Annotated in this window: 22 protein-coding genes and 2 other annotated features (1 of these 24 running past the window's edge); of the genes, 13 read left to right on the top strand and 9 right to left on the bottom strand. The window is 58.2% G+C overall.

Annotation, left to right across the window (positions count from 1 at the left end):
* The first annotated feature begins 269 nt into the window (after window positions 1–269).
* Both KPHS_31630 and KPHS_31620 read left to right on the top strand, forming a co-directional pair.
* Entirely contained in the window at window positions 270–1,703 is a 1,434-nt protein-coding gene (locus KPHS_31630) for a putative H+/gluconate symporter (RefSeq protein ID YP_005227463.1), read from the top strand.
* 123 nt (window positions 1,704–1,826) lie between these two features.
* Entirely contained in the window at window positions 1,827–2,813 is a 987-nt protein-coding gene (locus KPHS_31620) for a vitamin B12 ABC superfamily ATP binding cassette transporter, permease protein (RefSeq protein ID YP_005227462.1), read from the top strand.
* 36 nt (window positions 2,814–2,849) lie between these two features.
* Here the strand turns inward: KPHS_31620 and KPHS_31610 are convergent, their stop codons facing one another.
* Window positions 2,850–3,641 (bottom strand): putative outer membrane lipoprotein, encoded by a 792-nt coding sequence (locus tag KPHS_31610; RefSeq protein YP_005227461.1) that lies wholly within the window; start codon window positions 3,639–3,641, stop codon window positions 2,850–2,852.
* 245 nt (window positions 3,642–3,886) lie between these two features.
* Here KPHS_31610 and KPHS_31600 point away from each other — a divergent pair, with 245 nt between their 5' ends.
* From KPHS_31600 to KPHS_31570, 4 genes are all read left to right on the top strand, one after another.
* Complete coding sequence (locus KPHS_31600) at window positions 3,887–4,438, top strand: vitamin B12 ABC transport system periplasmic component (RefSeq protein ID YP_005227460.1); 552 nt, start codon at window positions 3,887–3,889, stop codon at window positions 4,436–4,438.
* Window positions 4,438–5,187, top strand: coding sequence for a vitamin B12 ABC transport system ATP-binding component (locus tag KPHS_31590; RefSeq protein YP_005227459.1), 750 nt, complete (start codon window positions 4,438–4,440; stop codon window positions 5,185–5,187). The genes KPHS_31600 and KPHS_31590 overlap by 1 nt, the downstream gene beginning before the upstream one ends.
* Window positions 5,188–5,266: 79 nt before the next feature.
* A complete protein-coding gene (locus KPHS_31580; RefSeq protein YP_005227458.1) occupies window positions 5,267–5,731 on the top strand; it encodes a lipoprotein in 465 nt (154 codons plus the stop codon).
* A 113-nt stretch (window positions 5,732–5,844) separates the two neighbouring features.
* Complete coding sequence (locus KPHS_31570) at window positions 5,845–7,287, top strand: YdiU family protein (RefSeq protein YP_005227457.1); 1,443 nt, start codon at window positions 5,845–5,847, stop codon at window positions 7,285–7,287.
* Window positions 7,288–7,316: 29 nt separating this feature from the next.
* On the opposite strand, the gene KPHS_31560 is transcribed toward KPHS_31570, so the two are convergent.
* The 4 genes from KPHS_31560 to KPHS_31530 form a co-directional block, all read right to left on the bottom strand.
* Window positions 7,317–7,496 (bottom strand): hemin uptake protein HemP, encoded by a 180-nt coding sequence (locus KPHS_31560; protein ID YP_005227456.1) that lies wholly within the window; start codon window positions 7,494–7,496, stop codon window positions 7,317–7,319.
* Window positions 7,497–7,651: 155 nt separating this feature from the next.
* The gene (locus KPHS_31550; protein ID YP_005227455.1) at window positions 7,652–8,794 is read right to left on the bottom strand and encodes a phospho-2-dehydro-3-deoxyheptonate aldolase; all 1,143 of its coding nucleotides are present in this window, start codon (window positions 8,792–8,794) and stop codon (window positions 7,652–7,654) included.
* A 58-nt stretch (window positions 8,795–8,852) separates the two neighbouring features.
* Window positions 8,853–9,686, bottom strand: coding sequence for a kinase/pyrophosphorylase (locus KPHS_31540; protein YP_005227454.1), 834 nt, complete (start codon window positions 9,684–9,686; stop codon window positions 8,853–8,855).
* A 144-nt stretch (window positions 9,687–9,830) separates the two neighbouring features.
* Window positions 9,831–9,950, bottom strand: a complete 120-nt coding sequence (locus KPHS_31530; protein YP_005227453.1) for a hypothetical protein — start codon at window positions 9,948–9,950, stop codon at window positions 9,831–9,833.
* A 75-nt stretch (window positions 9,951–10,025) separates the two neighbouring features.
* On the opposite strand from KPHS_31530, the gene KPHS_31520 reads away from it, so the two are divergent.
* Window positions 10,026–12,404, top strand: a complete 2,379-nt coding sequence (locus KPHS_31520; RefSeq protein ID YP_005227452.1) for a phosphoenolpyruvate synthase — start codon at window positions 10,026–10,028, stop codon at window positions 12,402–12,404.
* A 382-nt stretch (window positions 12,405–12,786) separates the two neighbouring features.
* Here KPHS_31520 and KPHS_31510 read toward each other — a convergent pair whose 3' ends face one another.
* Entirely contained in the window at window positions 12,787–13,899 is a 1,113-nt protein-coding gene (locus KPHS_31510; RefSeq protein ID YP_005227451.1) for an inner membrane protein YdiK, read from the bottom strand.
* 218 nt (window positions 13,900–14,117) lie between these two features.
* Between KPHS_31510 and KPHS_31500 the strand changes: the two genes are divergently transcribed.
* From KPHS_31500 to KPHS_31470, 4 genes are all read left to right on the top strand, one after another.
* Entirely contained in the window at window positions 14,118–15,713 is a 1,596-nt protein-coding gene (locus KPHS_31500) for a putative oxidase (RefSeq protein ID YP_005227450.1), read from the top strand.
* Window positions 14,118–17,175: a sequence feature (potential frameshift: common BLAST hit: gi|238895212|ref|YP_002919947.1| putative oxidase), on the top strand. Its footprint overlaps the gene before it by 1,596 nt.
* Entirely contained in the window at window positions 15,667–17,175 is a 1,509-nt protein-coding gene (locus KPHS_31490; RefSeq protein ID YP_005227449.1) for a putative oxidase, read from the top strand. Its footprint overlaps the feature before it by 1,509 nt. The genes KPHS_31500 and KPHS_31490 overlap by 47 nt, the downstream gene beginning before the upstream one ends.
* On the top strand, window positions 17,172–17,582 hold the full coding sequence (locus KPHS_31480) for a 1,4-dihydroxy-2-naphthoyl-CoA hydrolase (RefSeq protein ID YP_005227448.1): 411 nt from the start codon (window positions 17,172–17,174) through the stop codon (window positions 17,580–17,582). The genes KPHS_31490 and KPHS_31480 overlap by 4 nt, the downstream gene beginning before the upstream one ends.
* 204 nt (window positions 17,583–17,786) lie before the next feature.
* Window positions 17,787–18,035 carry a GlsB/YeaQ/YmgE family stress response membrane protein gene (locus tag KPHS_31470; protein YP_005227447.1) on the top strand — a complete coding sequence of 83 codons (249 nt, stop codon included), beginning with the start codon at window positions 17,787–17,789 and terminating at the stop codon, window positions 18,033–18,035.
* 97 nt (window positions 18,036–18,132) lie between these two features.
* Here KPHS_31470 and KPHS_31460 read toward each other — a convergent pair whose 3' ends face one another.
* The gene (locus KPHS_31460) at window positions 18,133–18,453 is read right to left on the bottom strand and encodes a hypothetical protein (RefSeq protein ID YP_005227446.1); all 321 of its coding nucleotides are present in this window, start codon (window positions 18,451–18,453) and stop codon (window positions 18,133–18,135) included.
* A 569-nt stretch (window positions 18,454–19,022) separates the two neighbouring features.
* Between KPHS_31460 and KPHS_31450 the strand changes: the two genes are divergently transcribed.
* Together KPHS_31450 and KPHS_31440 are read left to right on the top strand one after the other, a co-directional pair.
* A complete protein-coding gene (locus tag KPHS_31450; RefSeq protein YP_005227445.1) occupies window positions 19,023–20,003 on the top strand; it encodes a DUF1852 domain-containing protein in 981 nt (326 codons plus the stop codon).
* Between the two features lie 23 nt (window positions 20,004–20,026).
* Window positions 20,027–21,058, top strand: coding sequence for a 5-methyltetrahydropteroyltriglutamate/homocysteine S-methyltransferase (locus tag KPHS_31440; RefSeq protein YP_005227444.1), 1,032 nt, complete (start codon window positions 20,027–20,029; stop codon window positions 21,056–21,058).
* An 82-nt stretch (window positions 21,059–21,140) separates the two neighbouring features.
* Here the strand turns inward: KPHS_31440 and KPHS_31430 are convergent, their stop codons facing one another.
* Together KPHS_31430 and KPHS_31420 are read right to left on the bottom strand one after the other, a co-directional pair.
* The gene (locus KPHS_31430) at window positions 21,141–22,328 is read right to left on the bottom strand and encodes a permease protein (protein ID YP_005227443.1); all 1,188 of its coding nucleotides are present in this window, start codon (window positions 22,326–22,328) and stop codon (window positions 21,141–21,143) included.
* A 56-nt stretch (window positions 22,329–22,384) separates the two neighbouring features.
* Window positions 22,385–22,708 carry an iron ABC transporter ATP-binding protein gene (locus KPHS_31420; protein ID YP_005227442.1) on the bottom strand — a complete coding sequence of 108 codons (324 nt, stop codon included), beginning with the start codon at window positions 22,706–22,708 and terminating at the stop codon, window positions 22,385–22,387.
* Window positions 22,385–22,710, bottom strand: a sequence feature (potential frameshift: common BLAST hit: gi|348589205|ref|YP_004870008.1| iron ABC transport system ATP-binding protein); it runs 435 nt beyond the window's last position. Its footprint overlaps the gene before it by 324 nt.

Here is a 22,710-nt window from a genome sequence, read left to right as displayed (position 1 = left end):
TCAGGGTTATAGCCTACCGATAAAAAGTCATTTTCTACTAACACTAAGTTAACATAGATTTAATCACCAATCAGCGCATTGGTTACATCTTGTGCTGTAGACCCCGCCCAATGGCGGCATATTACGCTCTCAGAATCGTTTCCTTTGTACCCAAACAAACCCTCAGGCCGCGGCCAATCAATAATGAAAAAGAGGGAGGATATTTTCTGAGCAGGCCCCCATACACCACCTGACCATCATGGTCGGATTGATTGGCATTAAGGAGTGTTATGAGTGACTCAACGCTCACAGGCAATGCGCCTGTCAGACAAAATATCACGCGGAAAAACGTTATTATTGGTCTGTTATTGCTGCTGTTCGTGTTGATCGCGCTGTGGTGCCACGGTCGACCAGGCAGCGAGCTTGGTCTGCTGGGATTTACGCCGCTGGTGGCGCTAGCGATATTATCGCTGATCGGCGTTGATATTGTGCTGGCGGTCATCTCCTCGATTATTATCGCCATGATAATGACCTCGACCGGCCTGCCGGAAATGGGCACGATGCTGGCGAAATCCACCGGGTCATTTATTGCCACCGTTGGGCTTATCATTATGCTCGGCGCCGGCGTGGGGGAAGTGGCCACCCGCACCGGCGCAGCGGTTGAGCTGGTAAAATTTGTCGTCCATCGCATCGGGTTGTCGAGTCAGACGCGGGTGAAATTCGGCATTGTGGCGTCATCGATTTTAATTTGCGGTTCGCTGGGCACTATGGCCGGTGGCAATGCCATTATCGTGGCAGTAATCATTCCGGTGGCGGCAGCGGTACGCTTGACGCCGCCAACGGTCGCCGCGCTGATGATGACCGCCGGTTCCGTTGGGCTGTTTACCGGGCCTTTCACCCCCAGTACCGTGACGATCCTCAGCCTCGGTGGGTTGAGCTATCCGGACTATCTGCTGTACGTTGGTCTGCCGATGAGCGCGGTCACGCTGCTGGCCGGCTGGGTAATGGCGGGACGGATCCAGAAGATGACCGAAGGCAAACTGCGCTATGACGTCGATCTCGCGGAAAAGCCGCAAGAGGATCTCAGCGCCGCGCAGCAGCGTCGGCGTAAATTAAGCGCGCTGGCCTTCGCGGCGACCATCATCGTGATGGCGATCGTTGGCGTGGTGATTAAAGCCGGCTTCAGCTTCGCGATAATCGTGATGCTGCTGGTGGCCCTGATGACCGGCCTGGTAGGCGGCCTGCGACCGACGCAGATCCTTCAGGCACTGTATCACGGCTGCGGCCGTCTGGTGTGGATGTTTATTCTCTACTGGCTGTACAACCCGATCCTTGAGCTGATGGATGGCCTGCACGCCTATCAGGGGCTGCTGGAGTATACCCAACCGCTGCTGGAGGGGATCTCCCCGGCCTGGCTGTGCTTTAGCATCTTCGCGTTCAATATTATCGGCCATGTGCCCGGTGCGGCGGTGGCCCAGATGACCTTTACTCATAAAATCTTTGGCCCGATGCTGATGGCCGCCGGCGTGCCGCCCCAGGGGACCACCGCCGTGCTGCTGGCCTCATCCCAGGTGGACTGGTTCGGGCCGTTTCCCTCATCAGATATGTTCGGCCAGATGGGGCTGGCGCAGTCTACTCATCTGAAATATATGCTCTATAACGGCTGGGCAATCGTGGTGGCGAACATCATTCTCTTTGCGCTGCTGTTTCAGATTCTGGTGTGACGAACGACCGCAGACGCGGAGGAGATTTTCCTTCGCGTCGACGAACGGGCGCGAGGTTTTCCTTTTCTCACCGCGACAGCCACCGTAAAATCAGCCTCTTGTTCCCCCTGCGTAATGGAATCTATGCTGACTCTCGCCCATCTTCAACAGCGCCGCAGCCGGCGTTGGCTCTTCGGATTAACGCTGTTGCTGCTGGTCACCCTGCTGATCAGCCTGTGCGCGGGGGAGCAATGGATCCCGCCCGGCGAGTGGCTCAGCGCCAAAGGTCAGCTGTTTATCTGGCAGATCCGCCTGCCGCGAACCCTGGCGGTGCTGCTGGTGGGGGCGGCGCTGGCGCTCTCCGGGGCGATTATGCAGGCGTTGTTTGAAAATCCTCTGGCGGAGCCGGGGCTGCTGGGGGTCTCCAACGGCGCGGGCGTCGGGCTGATTGCCGCCGTCCTGCTGGGCAAAGGAGTCTTGCCCGGCTGGGCGCTCGGCCTGTGTGCCATCTTTGGCGCGCTGCTGATCACTTTTATTCTGCTGCGTTTTGCCCGCCGCCATCTGTCTACCAGCCGTCTGCTGCTGGCGGGGGTGGCGCTGGGGATCATCTGCAGCGCCCTGATGACCTGGGCAGTCTACTTCTCCACCTCTTTTGACCTGCGTCAGCTAATGTACTGGATGATGGGCGGGTTTGGCGGCGTCGACTGGCAACAGCTGTGGCTGATGATAGCCCTCCTGCCGGTGCTCTGCTGGGCCTGTCTGCAGTCGCAACCCCTGAATTTACTGGCGCTGGGCGAAGTCTCCGCTCGTCAGCTTGGGCTGCCGCTGTGGCTGTGGCGCAAATTACTGGTGGTGGCGACCGGCTGGATGGTCGGCGTTAGCGTGGCGCTGGCGGGGGCGATTGGCTTTATCGGTCTGGTGATCCCGCATATTCTGCGGCTATGCGGCTTGAGCGATCACCGGGTGTTGCTCCCGGCCTGTATGCTGGCCGGGGCAAGCGCCTTGCTGGGGGCGGATATCATTGCCCGGCTGGCGCTTTCCGCCGCAGAGCTGCCGATTGGCGTGGTGACGGCGACCCTGGGCGCGCCGGTCTTTATCTGGTTGCTGCTGCGTTCGCGGGGGCGGGGATAGCGCGGCGCCGTCGGCAGGGACGGCGCCGGTTCAGGCTTACCAGCCTTTGATCGCGTCGCCTTTGTAGACTTCCTTCGCTTTTTCCGCGACTTCGCTGGTCTGGAAGGCGGCTTTTAATTCCTGAATTTTCTTGCTGTCCTTATTATCCTCGCGGGCGACTATCGCATTCACGTATGGGGAATCCGGCCCCTCCATAAACAGACCGTCGCGGGCGGCCGACAGGCCCGCCTGGGCGGAGAAGTTGGTGTTAATGATTGACAGGCTGACGTTCGGATCGTCAAGGGTACGGGTCAGCTGCGGGGTATCCACTTCAACAATTTTCAGCTGTTTCGGATTGTCGATGATATCCAGCGTGGTGGGTAAATAGCCGACGCCCGGTTTCAGCTTGAGTAACCCCTGCGCCTGAAGCAGCAGCAGGCTGCGGCCCAGGGTGGTGGTTTCATTAGAGATGGTCACCGTCGCCCCTTCGGGCAGTTCGCTGATATTTTTGATCCGGTGAGAATAGGCGGCGATAGGGAAGACAAAGGTTTTACCGACCACCGCAAATTTATAGCCGCGTTCTTTCGACTGCGCCTCAAGGTACGGCAGGGTCTGGAAGGCGTTGGCATCGACATCTTTGTTGTTCAGCGCTTCGTTGGGCAGCACATAATCATTGAAGGAGACCACTTCGACGTCGAGGTGGTATTTATCCTTCGCCACCTGCTCCACCACTTTCCAGATGGCTTCGTCCGGCCCGGTATTGATAGCGACTTTTACTTTATTATCTTCATCCGGGGAGCAGGCGCTCAGCAGGGCGACAGAGGTGGCGATTAACGCCAGGCTAAACAACTTCTTCATCACTAAAACTCTCTTAAATTAACAAGTAACGAAACCATATTACATTCATGGAACACTGTACACGGAAATGGTCGACGGCCCAATTGAGAGGATTTCATGTTGCCGGCGGCCAGCGAAGCGCTGTTACATCATGCGACAACTCGGGGGGAATGGCAGTAGAATGGCGGGCGCTGAATCCGCTACAGTAGAAAGGGATCACCTTCACCGGAAACCGGTTTATCCATTGAGGACAGGCTATGCAACATGACATTCTGAATACCGAAGTGACGACCATTGATGGCGAGAAAACCACCCTGGCATCCTTTGCCGGCAAGGTGCTGCTGATCGTCAATGTGGCCTCGAAATGCGGCCTGACGCCGCAGTATGAGCAACTCGAGGATCTGCAAAAGCAGTTTGCCGCCGAGGGCTTCAGCGTGCTGGGGTTCCCCTGCAACCAGTTCCTCGGCCAGGAGCCGGGCAGTGAAGAGGAGATTAAGACCTTCTGCAGCACCACCTACGGCGTCACCTTCCCGCTGTTTAGCAAAATTGACGTCAACGGTGAACATCGCGCGCCGCTCTATCAAAAACTGATTGCCGCCGCGCCGAAAGCGGTGGCCCCGGAAGGCAGCGGTTTTTATGAGCGGATGGCCAGCAAAGGCCGGGCGCCGCTGTATGTGGACGACATTCTGTGGAACTTCGAAAAATTCCTCATCGATCGCCAGGGCAACGTCATTCAGCGCTTCTCGCCGGATATGACGCCGGATGATCCGCAGCTGGTGGCGGCGATTAAAGGAGCGCTGGCGCAATAATGTCGTTTCTGATGCAGCTACAGGATGTAGAAGCGGCGGGGCGCCTGGCCCCGTTTTCTGCGGCCTTTCGCGCCGGGGAGATTGTCCATCTGGTGGGGCCGAACGGCGCAGGGAAGAGCACGCTGCTGACCCGCATGGCGGGGCTGTCCGACGGCCCCGGCACGGTTCATTTTAACGGCCGGCTGCTTGACGAGTGGCCGGCGAGGGAGCTGGCGCGCCGTCGCGGATATCTGTGTCAACACCAGACCCCGCCGTTCGCCATGCCGGTATGGCACTACCTGGCGCTGCATATGCAGCAGCAGGGTGATAGCGCCCGTCTGAGCGATATCGCGGCCAGGCTTGGTCTGGACAATAAGCTGGGCCGTCCGGTCAATCAGCTGTCGGGCGGCGAGTGGCAGCGCGTGCGGCTGGCGGCAGTGCTCCTGCAGATCGATCCCTTGAGTAATTCCGCGTGTCAGCTGCTGCTGCTGGATGAGCCGATGAACAGTCTGGATGTGGCCCAGCAGGCGGCGCTGGATCGGCTGTTACACGAGCTGAGCGCGGCGGGGATTGCGGTGGTGATGAGCAGCCACGATCTCAACCATACCCTGCGCCACGCCGGTCAGAGCTGGCTGCTCTGCCAGGGGGAAGCCATCGCCTGCGGGGAGACCGCCGAGGTGCTGAATGAGGAAAATTTAACCGCCGCCTATGCGATCCCGTTCCAGCGCGTTGAGGTGGCCGGTCATATTATGCTCATCGCGTCACAGTAGCACGCAGTTATCTTGTCACTATATTGATAAACAAGCTAAATTATTGCGATAGAGACTAGGGACAGAGGGATCATCTGAAATGCGCTTCTGGTTCATGTTGGCGGCGGCGTTAATTTTAGCCGGCTGCAGCAGCCATCGGGCACCGCCGCCGAATCCTCGGCTGGCAGACTCCATTACGGTGGTGGCGAATCTGAACGAGCAGCTGCGCAGCTGGCGCGGCGCGCCGTATCGCTACGGCGGCATGACGCCGCGCGGCGTTGACTGCTCCGGCTTCGTGGTGCGCACGTTTCGCGATAAATTTGCCCTCCAGCTGCCGCGTGAAACCCGCGAGCAGGCGGAGATCGGCACCCGCATCGATAAGCGCGATCTGCTGCCCGGCGATCTGGTGTTCTTCAAAACCGGCTCAGGGGAGAGCGGTTTGCACGTTGGCATCTACGATACCGACAACCAGTTTATTCACGCCTCCACCAGCCAGGGCGTCACCCGTTCCTCGCTGGATAACGTCTACTGGAACAAAAAGTTCTGGCAGGCGCGGCGAATCTGACGTCATTCAGAAGCAAGAGGGAAGCGAACGCTTCCCTTTTTTATGCCGATAACCCTGCACTCCGCCCGTGTTAATCCGCTGTTCCAGGCACTACACTGGAGAGAGGAGGAACCATGACCCTTTCTTTTACCACCCACTGGCGGGATGAACTGCCGGACTTTTACACTTCCCTGTCACCAACGCCGTTGGATAACGCCCGACTCATCTGGCGCAACGCCCCGCTGGCGCAACAGCTGGGGGTGCCCGACGCCCTGTTTGCGCCTGAAAGCGGGGCCGGTGTCTGGGGCGGCGAAGCGCTGCTTCCGGGCATGTCGCCGCTGGCGCAGGTATACAGCGGCCATCAGTTTGGCGCCTGGGCCGGCCAGCTGGGCGACGGACGCGGGATCCTGCTCGGCGAGCAGCAGCTGGCGGATGGCCGCCGTTACGACTGGCATCTGAAAGGCGCCGGCCTGACTCCTTATTCGCGGATGGGGGACGGCCGCGCCGTGCTGCGCTCGACGATCCGGGAAAGTCTGGCGTCGGAGGCGATGCATGCTCTGGGGATCCCGACGACGCGCGCCCTGGCGATGGTGACCAGCGATACCCCGGTCTACCGCGAGCGCGTGGAGCCCGGCGCGATGCTGATGCGGGTGGCCGAGAGCCATGTCCGCTTCGGCCATTTCGAACATTTTTACTATCGCCGTGAGCCGCAGAAGGTCCAGCAACTGGCCGACTATGTTATTCGCCACCACTGGCCGCAGCTGCAGGATGAGGCGGATAAGTACCTGTTATGGTTCCGTGACATTGTCATGCGTACCGCGCAGACTATCGCCAGCTGGCAAACCGTGGGCTTTGCCCATGGGGTGATGAATACCGACAACATGTCGATTCTCGGTCTGACCATCGACTACGGCCCGTATGGCTTCCTTGACGATTTTCAACCGGACTTCATCTGCAACCACTCCGATTATCAGGGGCGCTACAGTTTTGAAAACCAGCCGGCGGTGGGGCTGTGGAATCTGCAGCGTCTCGCCCAATCGCTGTCGCCGTTTATCAGCGCTGAAGCGTTAAACGCGGCGCTGGATGAGTATCAGCACGCCTTGCTGACCGCTTATGGCCAGCGGATGCGCGATAAACTCGGCCTGTTCAGCCAGCAGAAAGGGGATAACGACCTGCTGGACGGGCTGTTTGCCCTGATGATCCGCGAGAAGAGCGACTATACCCGGACGTTCCGCCTGCTGAGCCACAGCGAACAGCTCAGCGCCGCTTCGCCGCTGCGCGATGAGTTTATCGACCGCGCGGCCTTTGACAGCTGGTTTGCCGGGTATCGTGCGCGGCTGCGTGATGAACAGGTGGACGACGCGCAGCGCCAGCAGAGGATGCAGGGCGTGAATCCGGCGCTGGTGTTACGTAACTGGCTGGCGCAGCGGGCGATCGAGCAGGCTGAGGCGGGCGATATGGGCGAGCTGGAGCGCTTGCATGCCGCGCTGGCAGACCCCTTTACCGATCGCGAGGACGACTACGTCCGCCGCCCGCCGGACTGGGGGAAACGTCTGGAAGTCAGCTGCTCGAGCTAACTTGCCTCGCCCCGCGTTCAGCGGGGCGCTTACTTGGTCAGAATTAACTTCCCGGCGTGGGTCTGGCGCAGCAGATAGCGCTGGCCGCCATGCTCAATCACTACTCGTCCTTCGCTGCCTAACAGAACCCGACTGCTGATCTCTCTGTCCGTCGCCACGGGATAAGGGGCATTGTCTTTTGGTTTTTCAGCTGTGGCAGTGTTATCCATACGCGTCATAGCTCTCAGAATAAAAATCAAGGCAACAATGATAATCATTATCAATAATGTTGTTTTTGACGGCAAGCGTTATTTATCGTGTTACCGGATTTGGTAGGGGAGTCAGCGAAGAGAATTGCCCGCCGCAGGCGCGGCGGGCGGAGCGGTTACAGGCGGGTGGCGGTGGCCGCAGCCAGCTCGCTCAATAATCTTTCGCTGTCTTCCCAGCTCAGGCAGGGGTCGGTGATCGACTGGCCCCAGGTCAACGGCTGGCCGGGGACCACTTTCTGAGTGCCTTCCTGCAGGAAGCTTTCGGCCATAATCCCGGCGATGGCGGTGGAGCCCGCGCGAATTTGCTGACAGATATCGGCGCACACCTCCAGCTGACGGCGGTGCTGCTTCTGGCAGTTGCCATGGCTGAAATCAACGACCAGCTGTTCCGGCAGATCGTATTCACGCAGCGCCTCGCCGGCGGCGGCGATATCCTCGGCGTGATAGTTTGGCCGTTTGCCGCCGCGCATAATAATATGCCCATACGGATTGCCGCTGGTCTGGTAAATCGTCATCTGACCCTGCTTGTCCGGAGAGAGGAACATATGGCTGGCGCGGGAGGCGCGGATGGCGTCCACCGCGATGCGCGTATTGCCGTCGGTGCCGTTTTTAAATCCAACCGGGCAGGAGAGCGCTGAGGCCATTTCACGGTGGATCTGGCTTTCTGTGGTGCGCGCCCCGATGGCTCCCCAGCTGATGAGATCGGCGATAAACTGACCGGTCACCATATCGAGAAACTCGGTGGCCGTCGGTACCCCCAGCTCATTAACCTGCAGCAGCAGGCGCCGCGCCAGCTCAATTCCGTGGTTGACCCGGTAGCTGCCGTTGAGGTCGGGATCGGAGATTAAGCCTTTCCAGCCCACCACGGTGCGCGGTTTTTCAAAATAGGTGCGCATCACGATCTCCAGCTGCGGCTGGTAGCGCTCGCGCATGCCCTGCAGGCGGCGGGCATACTCCAGCGCCGCGTCGGTGTCGTGAATGGAGCAGGGGCCGATAATCACCAGCAGTCGGCGGTCTTCGCCGTTGAGGATTTTTTCAATTCGGCGGCGGGAGGCCGAGACGTGGGCAGCCACGTCGGCCGTCACGGGATGGCGCTGGGCCAGCTCCGCGGGCGTTACCAGGCTCTCAATGCGCGCGGTACGCAATTCGTCTGTTTTATTCATTGGGGTCTCAAAAATCTGTTTCTTCCGCGGCGAAAATGCCGGGAAGTGATGCGCATCACGATAAACCAATCCCTGCTTATTGCAAGAGCAGGGCATGATCCTGTATAGGCCACGGGTGATAGCATAAACAAATTTTTAATAATGTACTAGTGTATTAGTACATTCTGCGATTCAGCCCCATGATGTCCATGATTTTTGTCGCTATTTCCTCAACGGAATAGTTGGTGCTGTTCAGGCAGGGGATTTTATTCTTGCGATACAGGGCCTCCACTTCGGTCACTTCCATCCGACACTGGCGCAGGGAGGCGTAGCGGCTGTTCTCCCGGCGCTCCTCGCGGATCGCCGCCAGACGCTCCGGATTGATGGTCAGGCCGAACATCTTATGCTGCAGGGGTTTCAGCGAGGCCGGCAGAACCAGATTGTCCATATCGTCGGCGATAAACGGATAGTTGGCGGCGCGAATACCGTACTGCATGGCGAGATACAGACTGGTGGGTGTTTTGCCGCAGCGCGAGACGCCGAGGAGGATCACCTGCGCCTGGTCAAGGTTGCGCAGCGAGATGCCATCGTCATGGGCAAGGGTATAATCGATAGCGGCGATACGCGCATCGTATTTAATCAGGTTGCCGGGGTTGAGGCCGTGGGTACGGTGGGCCACCGGCGTCGGGTCGAGGTTGAGCTCCTGCTGCAGCGGGGCCACCAGCGCCTGCACGATATCCTGACAAAAGCCTTCACTTTGCAGAATAATGTCGCGTATTTCCGGGATGACGATGGAGTAGAACACCAGCGGGCGAATACCCGTTTGCTGATAGATGGCGTCGATCTGCTCCTTTACCGCCCGCGCGCGGCTGATGTTTTCCACAAACGGCAGGGTTACGCTGCTGATGGCGACCGGGAATTGCGACATCACGGCATGCCCCAGCACCTCCGCCGTGATGGCGGTACCGTCAGAAATATAAAATACGTGGCGATCTACAGCACTTTCCATTTTGACCATCCGGTATAATGAGTTTAATTGCCTGAAAGCGGATATTAAATTTAAGCATATCCCTGTTTGATTTGTCTCTTGTTAAAATTGAAACGCTATTTTTGTTTTTTATGAAAAGGGTAGTTCATTTTCTTTTTGTCGCCGTTATTTCCAGCGTTTTTCATCAGAATTCCTAAAAATCATCAAGTTAGCAATATCGGGGGAACAGTCCGAAAAATGAAAAAATAATTTGCTTGAACGATTCACCGTTTTTTTCAGCTTCATAAATATGTCAGGATAATCCTGCAGTCGATCGTGAAATTTTTTTCACTGGTATTAAATCACAAAAGGATTGTCTCGATGTCCAACAATGGCTCGTCACCGCTGGTGCTTTGGTATAACCAACTCGGCATGAATGATGTAGACAGAGTTGGGGGCAAAAATGCCTCCCTTGGTGAAATGATTACGAATCTGTCCGGTATGGGTGTTTCCGTACCTAACGGGTTTGCCACCACCGCTGATGCTTTCAATCAGTTCCTGGACCAAAGCGGTGTTAACCAGCGCATCTATGCGCTGCTGGATGAAACCGACATTGACGACGTTTCCGCATTAGCGAAAGCGGGCGCGCAGATCCGACAGTGGATCATCGATACCCCCTTCCAGAGCGAACTGGAAAACGCGATTCGCGATGCTTATGACCTGCTGTCCGCCGATGACGCCGAGGCCTCATTCGCCGTGCGCTCTTCCGCCACCGCGGAAGATATGCCGGACGCCTCCTTCGCCGGACAGCAAGAGACATTCCTCAACGTGCAGGGCTTTGACGCCGTGCTCGTTGCCGTGAAGCACGTGTTTGCTTCGCTGTTTAACGATCGCGCAATCTCCTATCGCGTGCATCAGGGTTACGATCACCGCGGCGTGGCGCTCTCCGCCGGGGTGCAGAGGATGGTCCGCTCCGATCTGGCCTCCTCCGGCGTCATGTTCTCCATCGATACCGAATCCGGCTTTGACCAGGTGGTGTTTATCACCTCGGCGTGGGGTTTGGGCGAGATGGTGGTGCAGGGCGCGGTGAACCCGGACGAATTCTACGTCCACAAACCGACGCTGGCCGCTGGCCGTCCGGCGATCGTGCGCCGCACCATGGGGTCGAAAAAGATCCGTATGGTTTACGCGCCGACCCAGGAGCACGGTAAACAGGTGCGTATCGAAGATGTGCCGCAGGCGCAGCGCGATATTTTCTCGTTAAGCAACGAGGAGGTGCAGGAGCTGGCGAAGCAGGCGGTGCAGATCGAGAAGCACTACGGCCGTCCGATGGATATCGAGTGGGCGAAAGATGGCCACACTGGTAAGCTATTTATCGTCCAGGCGCGTCCTGAAACCGTGCGTTCCCGCGGCCAGGTGATGGAGCGTTATACCCTCCACGCTCAGGGGCAGATCATCGCCGAAGGGCGCGCCATCGGCCACCGCATTGGCGCCGGTCCGGTCAAGGTGATCCACGATATCAGCGAGATGAATCGCATTGAGCCAGGCGACGTACTGGTTACCGACATGACCGACCCGGACTGGGAACCGATCATGAAAAAAGCCTCGGCGATTGTCACCAACCGCGGCGGGCGTACCTGTCACGCGGCGATTATCGCCCGTGAGCTGGGGATCCCGGCGGTGGTCGGCTGCGGCGATGCTACCGATCGCATTCAGGAAAATCAGAATGTCACCGTCTCCTGCGCCGAAGGCGACACCGGCTATGTCTACGCCGAGCTGCTCGACTTCAGCGTCAAGAGCTCCAGCGTCGGCGACATGCCGGATCTGCCGCTGAAGGTGATGATGAACGTCGGCAACCCGGATCGCGCGTTCGACTTCGCCTGCCTGCCGAACGAAGGCGTCGGTCTGGCGCGGCTGGAATTTATCATCAACCGTATGATTGGCGTTCATCCGCGCGCGCTGCTGGAGTTTGACGACCAGGAGCCGGGCCTGCAGAACGAAATCCGCGAGCTGATGAAAGGCTACGATTCGCCGAGAGAGTTCTACGTTGGCCGCCTGACCGAAGGGATCGCCACCCTCGGCGCCGCTTTCTATCCGAAACGGGTGATCGTGCGTCTGTCGGACTTCAAATCGAACGAATACGCCAACCTGGTGGGCGGCGAGCGCTATGAGCCGGAAGAAGAGAACCCGATGCTCGGCTTCCGCGGCGCCGGACGCTACGTTTCCGAAAGCTTCCGCGACTGTTTCGCCCTTGAATGCGAAGCGATGAAGCGCGTGCGTAACGACATGGGACTGACCAACGTTGAAGTGATGGTCCCGTTCGTCCGTACCGTCGCCCAGGCGAAAGCGGTGGTCGAAGAGCTGGAGCGTCAGGGGCTGAAGCGCGGCGAGAACGGGCTGAAGATCATTATGATGTGCGAGATCCCGTCGAACGCCTTGCTGGCGGAGCAGTTCCTCGAGTACTTCGACGGCTTCTCCATCGGTTCGAACGACATGACCCAACTGGCGCTCGGTCTGGACCGCGATTCCGGTGTGGTTTCTGAGCTGTTTGATGAACGCAATGACGCGGTGAAAGCCCTGCTGTCGATGGCCATCCGCGCGGCGAAGAAACAGGGTAAATACGTCGGCATCTGCGGCCAGGGGCCGTCTGACCATGAGGATTTCGCCGCCTGGCTGATGGAAGAGGGGATTGATAGCTTGTCCCTGAACCCGGATACCGTGGTACAAACCTGGTTAGGTCTGGCGGAACTGAAAAAATAAGTTCGCCCTGACAGGACCGATCCCCGGCAGCGATGCCGGGGATTTTTTTTACCGGTGTCAGGCTATCTGGTGTCGTGATGCGCAGGGCAAAAAAAAGCCCATCGTGGGAGATGGGCAAAGACTACACACAGCAATTCGTTGTTTCACTCAGGGGATTTCCATGCTTATAAATCAAGGTGTTGATTTATAACCGTGAGCTAATAGTAGGCAGCGGGGCCTTTGCCGTCGATCAGATTCCTCTCAATAGTTAAATTGTTGTGAAGGACCGGGGGAGGAAAGCGAGGTGAAGGGCGCGCGGGGCCAGCGCATTGCCGGCGATCAATAAATTTTGCTTAACAATATGCGGGCAAAGAAACAGGCGGGTCTCCCCGCCTGCCAGGCATTACTTGCGACCGGCCTCCAGCTCACTGAGCTCTTCAAGGACGACGTCAGGGTCTTTCGGCGGCGGCGGCACCTCATGCACCCAGGCGTCATACAGTCGCCAGGAGACGGCGAGCAGCACCGGACCGATAAACAGGCCGATCATGCCGAAGGCGATCAGGCCGCCAATGACGCCGGTGAGGATAAGGATCATTGGCAGGTCGGCGCCCATGCGGATGAGCACCGGACGAATAACGTTGTCCATGGTGCCGACTACGCAGCTCCAGACCAGCAGCACGGTGCCCCAGGTGGTGTCCCCGCTCCAGTAAAGCCAGATAATCGACGGCACCAAAACCAGTAAAGGGCCGAGCTGAACCAGACAGGTAAAGATCATCACCACGGTCAGCAGAGCGGCGTAGGGCACGCCGGAGACGGCAAGGCCAATCCCGCCCAGTACCGCCTGAGTGAGGGCAGTGACCACCACGCCCAGCGCCACGGCGCGCACGGCCTGGCCGGCCAGCAGCACCGCGGCGTCGCCGCGTTTGGCCGCGAGGCGCGTGGCGAAGTAGCGGAAACCATAGGCCACCTGCTCGCCGCGCCAGTAGAGCAGCGCGCTGAACAGCAGCATCAAACCGCAGTAGACCAGCAGCTTGCCGATGTGCGCCGCCTGACCGACAAACCAGCTGGTGGTGGTGCCAATATAGGGACGAACCTTGGCCATAATCGCCGAGCCGCCCATATCCAGCAGACCGTGCCAGGCGGAGTACAGTTTATCGCCGACCAGCGGTACGCTGTTGAGCCAGGCGAAATCCGGCAGCGTCACATTTCCGCTGCTGATGAGTTTGATCAGCGGAACGCTGTTATCCACCAGGCTGTTGACCAGCAGAGCGATAGGAATAACGAATAGCAGAAACAGCAACAGGGTCATCGCCAGCACCGCCAGCAGTCGTTTGCCGAACAGCACACGCTGCAGACGCAGCAGCACCGGCCAGGTGGCGATCACCACCGTACCGGCCCAGGCGAAGGACAGAATAAACGGCTGCACAACCCACAGGCAGGATATGATAATCAGGGCCAGGAACAGCACCGACAGCAGTATTTGCGGAATGTCCCGAGGCTGATGGGGATTAATCATAGAGAAATTTTACCTTTCCAGTCGCGCCAAACAGCTGGCGCCGCGTAAATCCATATACTGATAATAATATCAATAATTTTGCCGGGCTGATTTTGCACAGAAAACACGTGGGCGCATATGAAAAAAATGTGATAAAAAGTTGAATGCGCTACGCAAACGTTTAGTTAGCACCAACACAATATTTTCAAACACAACATAGTCAGGCAGGGTCAAGCGTGATGATCCCACAAATTTCTCAGGCGCCAGGGGTAGTTCAACTGGTGCTGAATTTTTTGCAGGTACTGGAGCAACAGGGTTTTACCGGCGATACCGCCACCAGCTATGCCGACAGGCTAACGATGGCCACCGACAACAGCGTCTATCAGCTGCTGCCGGATGCGGTCATTTTTCCACGATCCACGGCGGACGTGGCGCTGCTGGCGCGCGTCGCCGCCGAACCGCGTTTTAAATCGCTGATTTTCACCCCGCGTGGCGGCGGCACCGGCACTAACGGCCAGGCGCTGAACGGCGGGATTATCGTTGATATGTCCCGCTATATGAATCGCATCATCGAGATTAACCCTGACGAGGGCTGGGTGCGCGTTGAAGCCGGGGTCATCAAAGATCAGCTGAACCAGTTTCTTAAACCCTATGGTTACTTTTTTGCGCCTGAGCTATCCACCAGCAACCGCGCCACGCTGGGGGGGATGATTAACACCGACGCGTCCGGCCAGGGATCGCTGGTGTACGGCAAAACGTCGGATCACGTGCTCGGCCTGCGGGCGGTGCTGATGGGCGGGGATATCCTCGATACCCAGGCGGTGCCGGTGGCGCTGGCGGAGACGCTGGGCAATACCCCCTCGACGGTTGGCCGGATCTACAACACGGTCTACCAGCGCTGCAAGGCGCAGCGTGACCTGATCATTGATAAGTTTCCCAAACTCAACCGCTTCCTCACCGGATACGATCTGCGTCACGTCTTTAACGATGAGATGAGCGAGTTCGATCTGACCCGTATTTTAACCGGTTCGGAAGGGACGCTGGCGTTTATTACCGAAGCGCGGCTGGATATCACCCGCCTGCCGAAGGTGCGCCGTCTGGTCAACGTCAAATATGACTCCTTCGACTCTGCGCTGCGCAATGCGCCCTTTATGGTCGAAGCGAAAGCCCTGTCGGTGGAGACCGTCGATTCTAAAGTTCTCAATCTGGCGCGCGAGGATATCGTCTGGCACTCGGTAAGCGAACTGATCACCGACGTACCGGATAAAGAGATGCTCGGGCTCAATATCGTCGAATTCGCCGGCGATGACGCGGCGCTGATTGACCAGCAGGTTACTACCCTGTGCCAGCGGCTGGACGAGCTGATGGCCGCCAGCGAGGCGGGCGTCATTGGCTGGCAGGTCTGTCACGATCTTGAAGGCGTGGAGCGCATCTATGCCATGCGCAAGAAGGCCGTCGGCCTGTTGGGCAATGCCAAAGGCGCCGCCAAGCCTATTCCTTTCGCCGAGGACACCTGCGTACCGCCCGAACATCTGGCGGATTACATCGTCGAGTTCCGCGCGCTGCTCGACAGCCACGGCCTGAGCTATGGCATGTTTGGCCACGTTGATGCCGGGGTGCTGCACGTGCGCCCGGCGGCTGGACATGTGCGATCCGCAGCAGGAGGTGCTGATGAAGCAGATCTCCGACGATGTGGTGGCGCTGACGGCGAAGTATGGCGGCCTGCTGTGGGGCGAACATGGCAAAGGGTTCCGCGCGGAGTACAGCCCGGCCTTCTTTGGCGAGACGTTGTATGCCGAGCTGCGCAAGATCAAAGCGGTCTTCGATCCCGATAACCGCCTGAATCCGGGTAAAATCTGTCCTCCGGAAGGTATCGACGCGCCGATGATGAAAGTCGATGCGGCGAAGCGCGGCACCTGGGATCGGCAGATCCCCATCGCGGTGCGCAGCAGCTGGCGTGGGGCGATGGAGTGTAATGGCAACGGGCTGTGCTTCAACTTTGACGTCAAGAGCCCGATGTGTCCGTCGATGAAAGTCAGCAACCAGCGCATCCACTCGCCGAAAGGGCGGGCGACGCTGGTGCGGGAATGGCTGCGCCTGCTGGCCGACCGCGGCGTCGATCCCAACCAGCTGGAGAAGGCGCTGCCGGAGCAGGGCGTCAGCCTGCGCTCGCTGGTCGCGCGCACGCGCAACAGCTGGCATGCGCGCAAAGGCGAATATGACTTCTCGCATGAGGTCAAAGAGGCGATGTCCGGCTGTCTGGCCTGTAAAGCCTGTTCGACCCAGTGCCCGATCAAAATCGATGTTCCCGAGTTCCGCTCGCGCTTCCTGCAGCTGTACCACAGCCGCTATCTGCGGCCGGTGCGCGATCATCTGGTGGCCTCGGTCGAATCTTATGCGCCGCTGATGGCGCAGGCGCCGAAGACCTTTAACTTTTTTATTAACCAGCCTTGGCTGAAAAAGCTGTCGGAGAAGCATATCGGGATGGTCGATCTGCCGCTGCTCTCGGCGCCGTCGCTGAAGCAGCAGATGGCCGGCCACCGCTCCGCCAATATGACCCTTGAGCAGCTCGAAGCGCTGAGCGCCGAGCAGAAAGCGAAGATGGTGCTGGTGGTGCAGGATCCCTTCACCAGCTACTACGACGCCCAGGTGGTGGCCGACTTTATCCGTCTGGTCGAGGCCTTAGGCTATCAGCCGGTGCTCCTGCCGTTCTCGCCGAACGGCAAGGCGCAGCATATCAAAGGCTTCCTCACCCGCTTCGCGCGCACCGCGCAGAAGACGGCGGACTTCCTCAACCGCGTGGCGCAGCTGGGCATGCCGCTGGTGGGCGTCGATCCGGCGCTGGTGCTCTGCTACCGCGATGAGTACAAGCAGACGCTCGGCGACAAGCGCGGCGATTTCCAGGTGCTGTTAGTCCATGAGTGGTTGCCGAAGGCCCTAACCAGCGACGCCCGTCCCGATCTGGGCGGTGAGCCCTGGTACCTGTTCGGTCACTGTACCGAAGTGACCGCGCTACCGGCGGCGACAAAGCAGTGGGCAGATATTTTTGCCCACTTCGGCGCGAAGCTGGAAAACGTCAGCGTTGGGTGTTGCGGGATGGCTGGCACCTATGGTCATGAAGTGAAAAACCACGCCAACTCGTTGGCCATTTACGCGCTCTCCTGGCAGCAGGCGATGCAGCGGCTGCCGCGAAACCGCTGTCTGGTGACGGGCTACTCCTGCCGCAGTCAGGTGAAGCGTATTGAAGGCAGCGGCGTTCGCCACCCGCTGCAGGCGTTACTGGAGATAATCGGATGATTTGGAAACGTCAGGCCACGCTGGAGCAGCTCAACCGGCTCGGTGAGGGGAACATGGTAGGGCTGCTCGATATTCGCTTTGAGACCGTTACCGACGATACGCTGGAGGCCACTATGCCGGTCGATAGCCGCACACAGCAGCCGTTTGGCCTGCTGCACGGCGGAGCGTCGGTGGTGCTGGCGGAGACCCTGGGGTCGGTGGCAGGCTATCTGTGCAGCGAAGGCGAACAAAAGGTGGTGGGGCTGGAGGTTAACGCCAACCACATCCGTTCGGCGCGCGGGGGCCGGGTGCGCGGCGTCTGCAAAGCGCTGCACGTCGGGACGCGCCATCAGGTCTGGCAAATTGAAATCTTCGACGAACAGTCGCGGTTATGTTGTTCATCACGACTAACCACCGCGGTAATATAAGCCGCATGGCGGGAGGCGAATAGCCTCCCTTTTTTTAAGGTAATAAGCGAGAGCCGGCCTGCCAGAGCCAGAGAGGTTGTCACAAGATCAGCCGGGCGTCGGCAGGGAATTATCTAATATTTATATTATTACCGATCCACTCTCGTTATTTATGCTACTCTTTTCAATACTAAATGCTTAAAGGTAACAAGAGGACGGTTAACCATGGGTATTCTTTCCTGGATCATTTTTGGACTTATTGCCGGTATTTTAGCCAAGTGGATTATGCCGGGAAAAGATGGCGGCGGATTTATCGTGACCGTTATTTTGGGGATCATCGGCGCCGTGGTCGGCGGCTGGATCAGTACCCTGTTTGGTTTTGGCAAGGTCGATGGGTTTAATTTCGGCAGCTTCGTGGTAGCGGTTATCGGTGCGCTGGTGGTACTGTTTATCTACCGGAAAGTGCGTAGCTAATTTTCAGCTGCTCAGCTGTAAATAAGTACATAAAAGCTGCCGCGATATGCGGCAGCTTTTTTATTGCTGACAGATGACAGCGTAGATCTCCCCTGGGCTATTGTCTGTCGGTTCCCTCGCCAACCGGCACCACCTCAACGTGCACTTCGTAGTGTTTCGCCTGGCCGGCGGGGATCAGCGCGGTCAGTTTGTTAATGGTTTCCGCTGGCGTATCGGTTGCTACCGTGGCTGAAAACAGCACCGGTCTGTGCGGCGGAAGCTGCGGCGGGAACGGCGGCAGGGGGCCACGATCCCTCTCCATCGGCGGGCGGACTCCGTTATCGACGACAGGCGCCGGGACGTCGGTTTTATCAGCCGCAAAGGCGCTGGCGGCGGTAACGGTGGCGATAGCGAACAGGGCAAGCAGAGCTTTTTTCATCCGGGATTCCTCAATAAGCAAGTCCCAAAAGAGTAGAGGGTGCCGGCAGGCGGAACAATCCCAGGCGGCGCGAATCCTCTGAATCTTCTTTTTTCCTCGCGAATGTGGAGGTCAGATGAGAGCGAGTGTCATTGCGTTCGGGAGCCTCTTAATTCAGCAGTACGCTCATAATCAGCAGTACGGCCATGCACATCGACATAATACTGATATCAACAATCATTCTGTACGACAAAAGCTCCAGCTAAACGGGTACGGCGGGCAGGTAAAAGCCCATCTTATAGTGGTTAAAGAGTGTACCCTGCCTACATCCATTGAACAAACGTTTATTGACTAATATTGTCGGCCTGCGTCGGCCATCGGCCACCGCCTGGAGCAACATGAGGATGGCTCATGTTGCATTGAATTTAAGTCGCTTTCCCTCCAGCGCTGACTCTGGCAAAAATAGGTTCATTAACGAATCAACAACATTTACCGGTTGAAGCGCGCCCGGCCTGACTCCGCGTCGCCAGGCTGGTGGAGAGTATTCCGCCGGGTTCGCTTTATGCCCGCCATCAGGATGGACAATCGCCATGAATAATAAATTTACCTATACGATTAAGCGCACCCGGTTTGATGAAAACTATAACCCTGCGGAAAATACGCGTATTACCACCAACTTCGCTAATTTAGCCAGAGGGGTGAACCGTGAGGAAAATCTGCGCAATACGTTAATCATGATGAATAACCGTTTTAATAGCCTGGCCCACTGGGATAATCCCCATAACGATCGCTATGCGGTGGAACTGGATATTATTTCTGTCGAGATGAATATTGCTCAGGATAGCGCCAGCTTCCCGGTGATTGAGATCCTGCAAACGCATATTGTCGATAAAAAGAGCGGGGAGCGTCATGCCGGTATCGTCGGCAATAACTTCTCCTCCTATGTGCGGGATTACGATTTTAGCGTACTGCTTCTGGAACATAATAAGGACCAGAGTCGCTTCAGCGTACCGGAAAACTTTGGCGAGCTGCACGGCAATATCTTTAAGGATTTTGTGCAATCCAGCGCCTGGCGCGCCAACTTCAGCAAGGCGCCGGTGATTTGCCTGAGCGTCTCCAGTAAAGATGTTTACCATCGCACCGGTAACGAACATCCGGTCCTCGGCATTGAATATGCTCAGGAAGGCGTCTCGCTGACCGAGCGCTATTTCAGCAAAATGGGTCTGCAGGTACGCTATTTTATGCCAAAAAACAGCGTCGCGCCGTTGGCCTTTTATTTTACCGGCGATCTGCTCAGCGATTACACCAGCCTGGAACTGATCGCCACCATCAGCACGATGGAGACGTTTCAGAAAATATATCGCCCGGAGATCTACAATGCCAACTCCCCGGCGGGGCAATACTATCAGCCCAATCTCAGCCACCTGGATCATTCATTAACAAAAATCGTCTATGACCGGGAAGAGCGCAGCCTGTTGGCGATTGAGCAGGGGAAATTTACACAACAACATTTTATCAACCCGCACAAGACGTTGCTTGAGCAATGGTCTGCTAATTTCGCGCTTTGCTAAACCCATATAAAAGGCTAATGACTATGAAAACATGGCTTCCGACATCGACCGCCGGCAGTTTACCGAAACCTTCCTGGCTGGCGCAGCCAGAGACTCTGTGGTCGCCCTGGAAACTGTCCAGCGAAGAATTACTGGCCGGCAAGCGCGACGCCTTGCGGTTATCCCTCGACGACCAGCTGCGGGCCGGGATCGATATTGTCAGCGACGGCGAGCAAACGCGGCAGCACTTTGTCACCACCTTCATCGAGCACCTCAGCGGGGTGGATTTTGCCAAACGCGAGATCGTGAAAATTCGTAACCGCTATGAGGCCAGTGTTCCAACGGTGGTGGGCGCCGTGGAGCGCCAGAAACCGGTCTTCGTGGAGGACGCTCGCTATCTACGGCAGCTCACCAGTCAGCCGATCAAATGGGCGCTTCCGGGCCCGATGACCATGATCGACACGCTGTATGACAACCACTATAAAAGCCGGGAAAAGCTGGCCTGGGAATTTGCTAAAATCCTCAATCAGGAAGCGAAAGAGTTAGAGGCTGCGGGGGTTGATATTATTCAGTTCGATGAGCCGGCCTTTAACGTCTTCTTCGATGAGGTCAACGACTGGGGGATCGCCGCCTTAGAACGAGCCACCGAAGGGCTGAAGTGTGAGACAGCGGTGCATATCTGCTACGGCTATGGCATCAAGGCCAATACCGACTGGAAAAAGACGCTGGGCTCCGAGTGGCGACAGTATGAAGAGGCTTTCCCGCAACTGCAGAAATCGTCCCTTGATATTATCTCTCTCGAGTGCCACAACTCGCGCGTGCCGATGGATCTGCTGGAGTTGATCCGCGGTAAAAAGGTGATGGTCGGGGCGATCGATGTCGCCAGCCATGCTATCGAAACCCCGGAAGAGGTGGCTGGAACCCTGCGCAAGGCGCTGGCGTTCGTCGATGCCGACAAACTCTACCCGTCCACCAACTGCGGTATGGCGCCGCTGCCGCGCCATGTCGCGACCGGCAAACTGCACGCCCTGAGCGCCGGCGCCGAGATTATTCGTCGCGAGCTGGCGGCAAAGTAAGGCGGGGCGCGCCCGTTATCTTCCCCAGGCGGTGTACTTTATCGTCGGTTCACTTCCAGAGCGGGCTGTCGCCCGCTCTGCGTCATGTTGCCGCCAGCGGGCGACAGATTGCCCGCAGGGCGACGGCGCTGCACAGCGGAAACAGCGCCAGCAAAAGCCAGGGATAAACCGCCTGCGGCGACGGAATGAGCGCCAGGTCAAGCAAATGACCGAGCAGTAAATTCCCGGCTAACACCGCGCACCCTCCTGCGGTGGCGAGCGCTCCGTAGTGGGCGCCCAGCGTCGACTCCTCGGCGAACAGCGGGATCAGATCCTTGGCTGCGGGCACTAACAGCATCTGGCCGAGGGTGAGCAGCGTGACAAAACCAGCCGCCGGCATTAACCGCAGCCAACCTTCGGCGGGTGGGGCGGCGGCGAATAACGCCACGCTGGCAAAGGAAGCCGACAGCAGCAGAAAGCCCACCGGCAGGATGCGCACGGCGCCCATTCGCCGGGCGAAGCGGGCGAGAGGGAGCTGGAGGGTGATAATCAACAGCGAGGCCAGCATAAAGAGCGGCGCCAGATCCTGCTCGCGGCCGCCGGAACGTTGGATCTCCACCGGCAGGGCGAGGTACAGTTGGTTGTAGCTCAACAGCCATGAGCTGTAGGCGAGAATAAACGCGACAAAGCGCGGCTGGCGCAAAGGCGTCCACCATGGGACTCGTCTGCGCGTTGTTGTCGTGTGCCCGTCGGCGGGCAGACAGAAAAAGAGCACCGCCAGCGCCAGAAGAAATATTCCCGCGCCGGCGAGGGCGATATGCCGAAAGCCGATCCCGCTCAGCACGCCTCCGGCCACCGGGCCGATCACCGCTCCCAGTTCACCGCATACCGCAAACAGCGCAAACCACTCGGCGCGACTGCGTTTCCCGTTGGCCTGGCTGTGGGTACCGGCCCGCGCCAGCAGGGCCTCTATCGACGGGGAGAACAGGGCGCCGCCGACGCCGGTCAGGCAGGCGCCGAGGATAATGGGCCACAGCGACGCCCCGCACGCCAGCAGGAGAAAACCGGCGACGCGAACGACGCAGCCGGCGAGAATGATCGCCTTAGCGCCATAGCGGTCGGCCAGCGTCCCGCCGAGGATAAACATGCCCTGCTGAGAGAAGGTACGCAGCCCGAGGATCAGGCCGATAAGTCCGCCTGAGAGCAGCATGTCGTCGCGCAGGAAGAGGGCGAGGAAAGGAACGACCGCGTAAAAGCCAATATTAAAAACGAACTGGCTTCCCAGTAACACCGGAGGCCAGAGGGTTGCCGCAGGGCGCAGGGAGAAAAGAGGCATATCCGCCCAACCTAAATGATGAAATGAATGTGCTTTTTGCCGTGGTAAGGGGAGATCTCGATTTTGGTTTTCACCCGGAAAACGTCCCACAGCAGCGCTTCGGACAAAATCTCCTCCGGCGTCCCGCTGGCGAGGATCTGCCCCTGCTGCATCACGATCAGCGAATCGCAGAACATCGCGGCATGGTTAAGATCGTGAATGGCCACAATGCTGGTTACCGGCAGCTCGCTGATCAACTGCATTAACTGCATCTGATGGTGTATATCCAGATGGTTGGTCGGCTCATCCAGCAGGATTTCGCTCGGACTCTGCGCCAGCGCGCGGGCGATATGCACCC

Source organism: Klebsiella pneumoniae subsp. pneumoniae HS11286 (assembly GCF_000240185.1).
In the GTDB taxonomy this organism is placed as follows: domain Bacteria; phylum Pseudomonadota; class Gammaproteobacteria; order Enterobacterales; family Enterobacteriaceae; genus Klebsiella; species Klebsiella pneumoniae.
The sequence above is the reverse complement of the archived record's forward strand: the minus strand, read 5'-3'. Positions and strand labels throughout refer to the sequence as shown.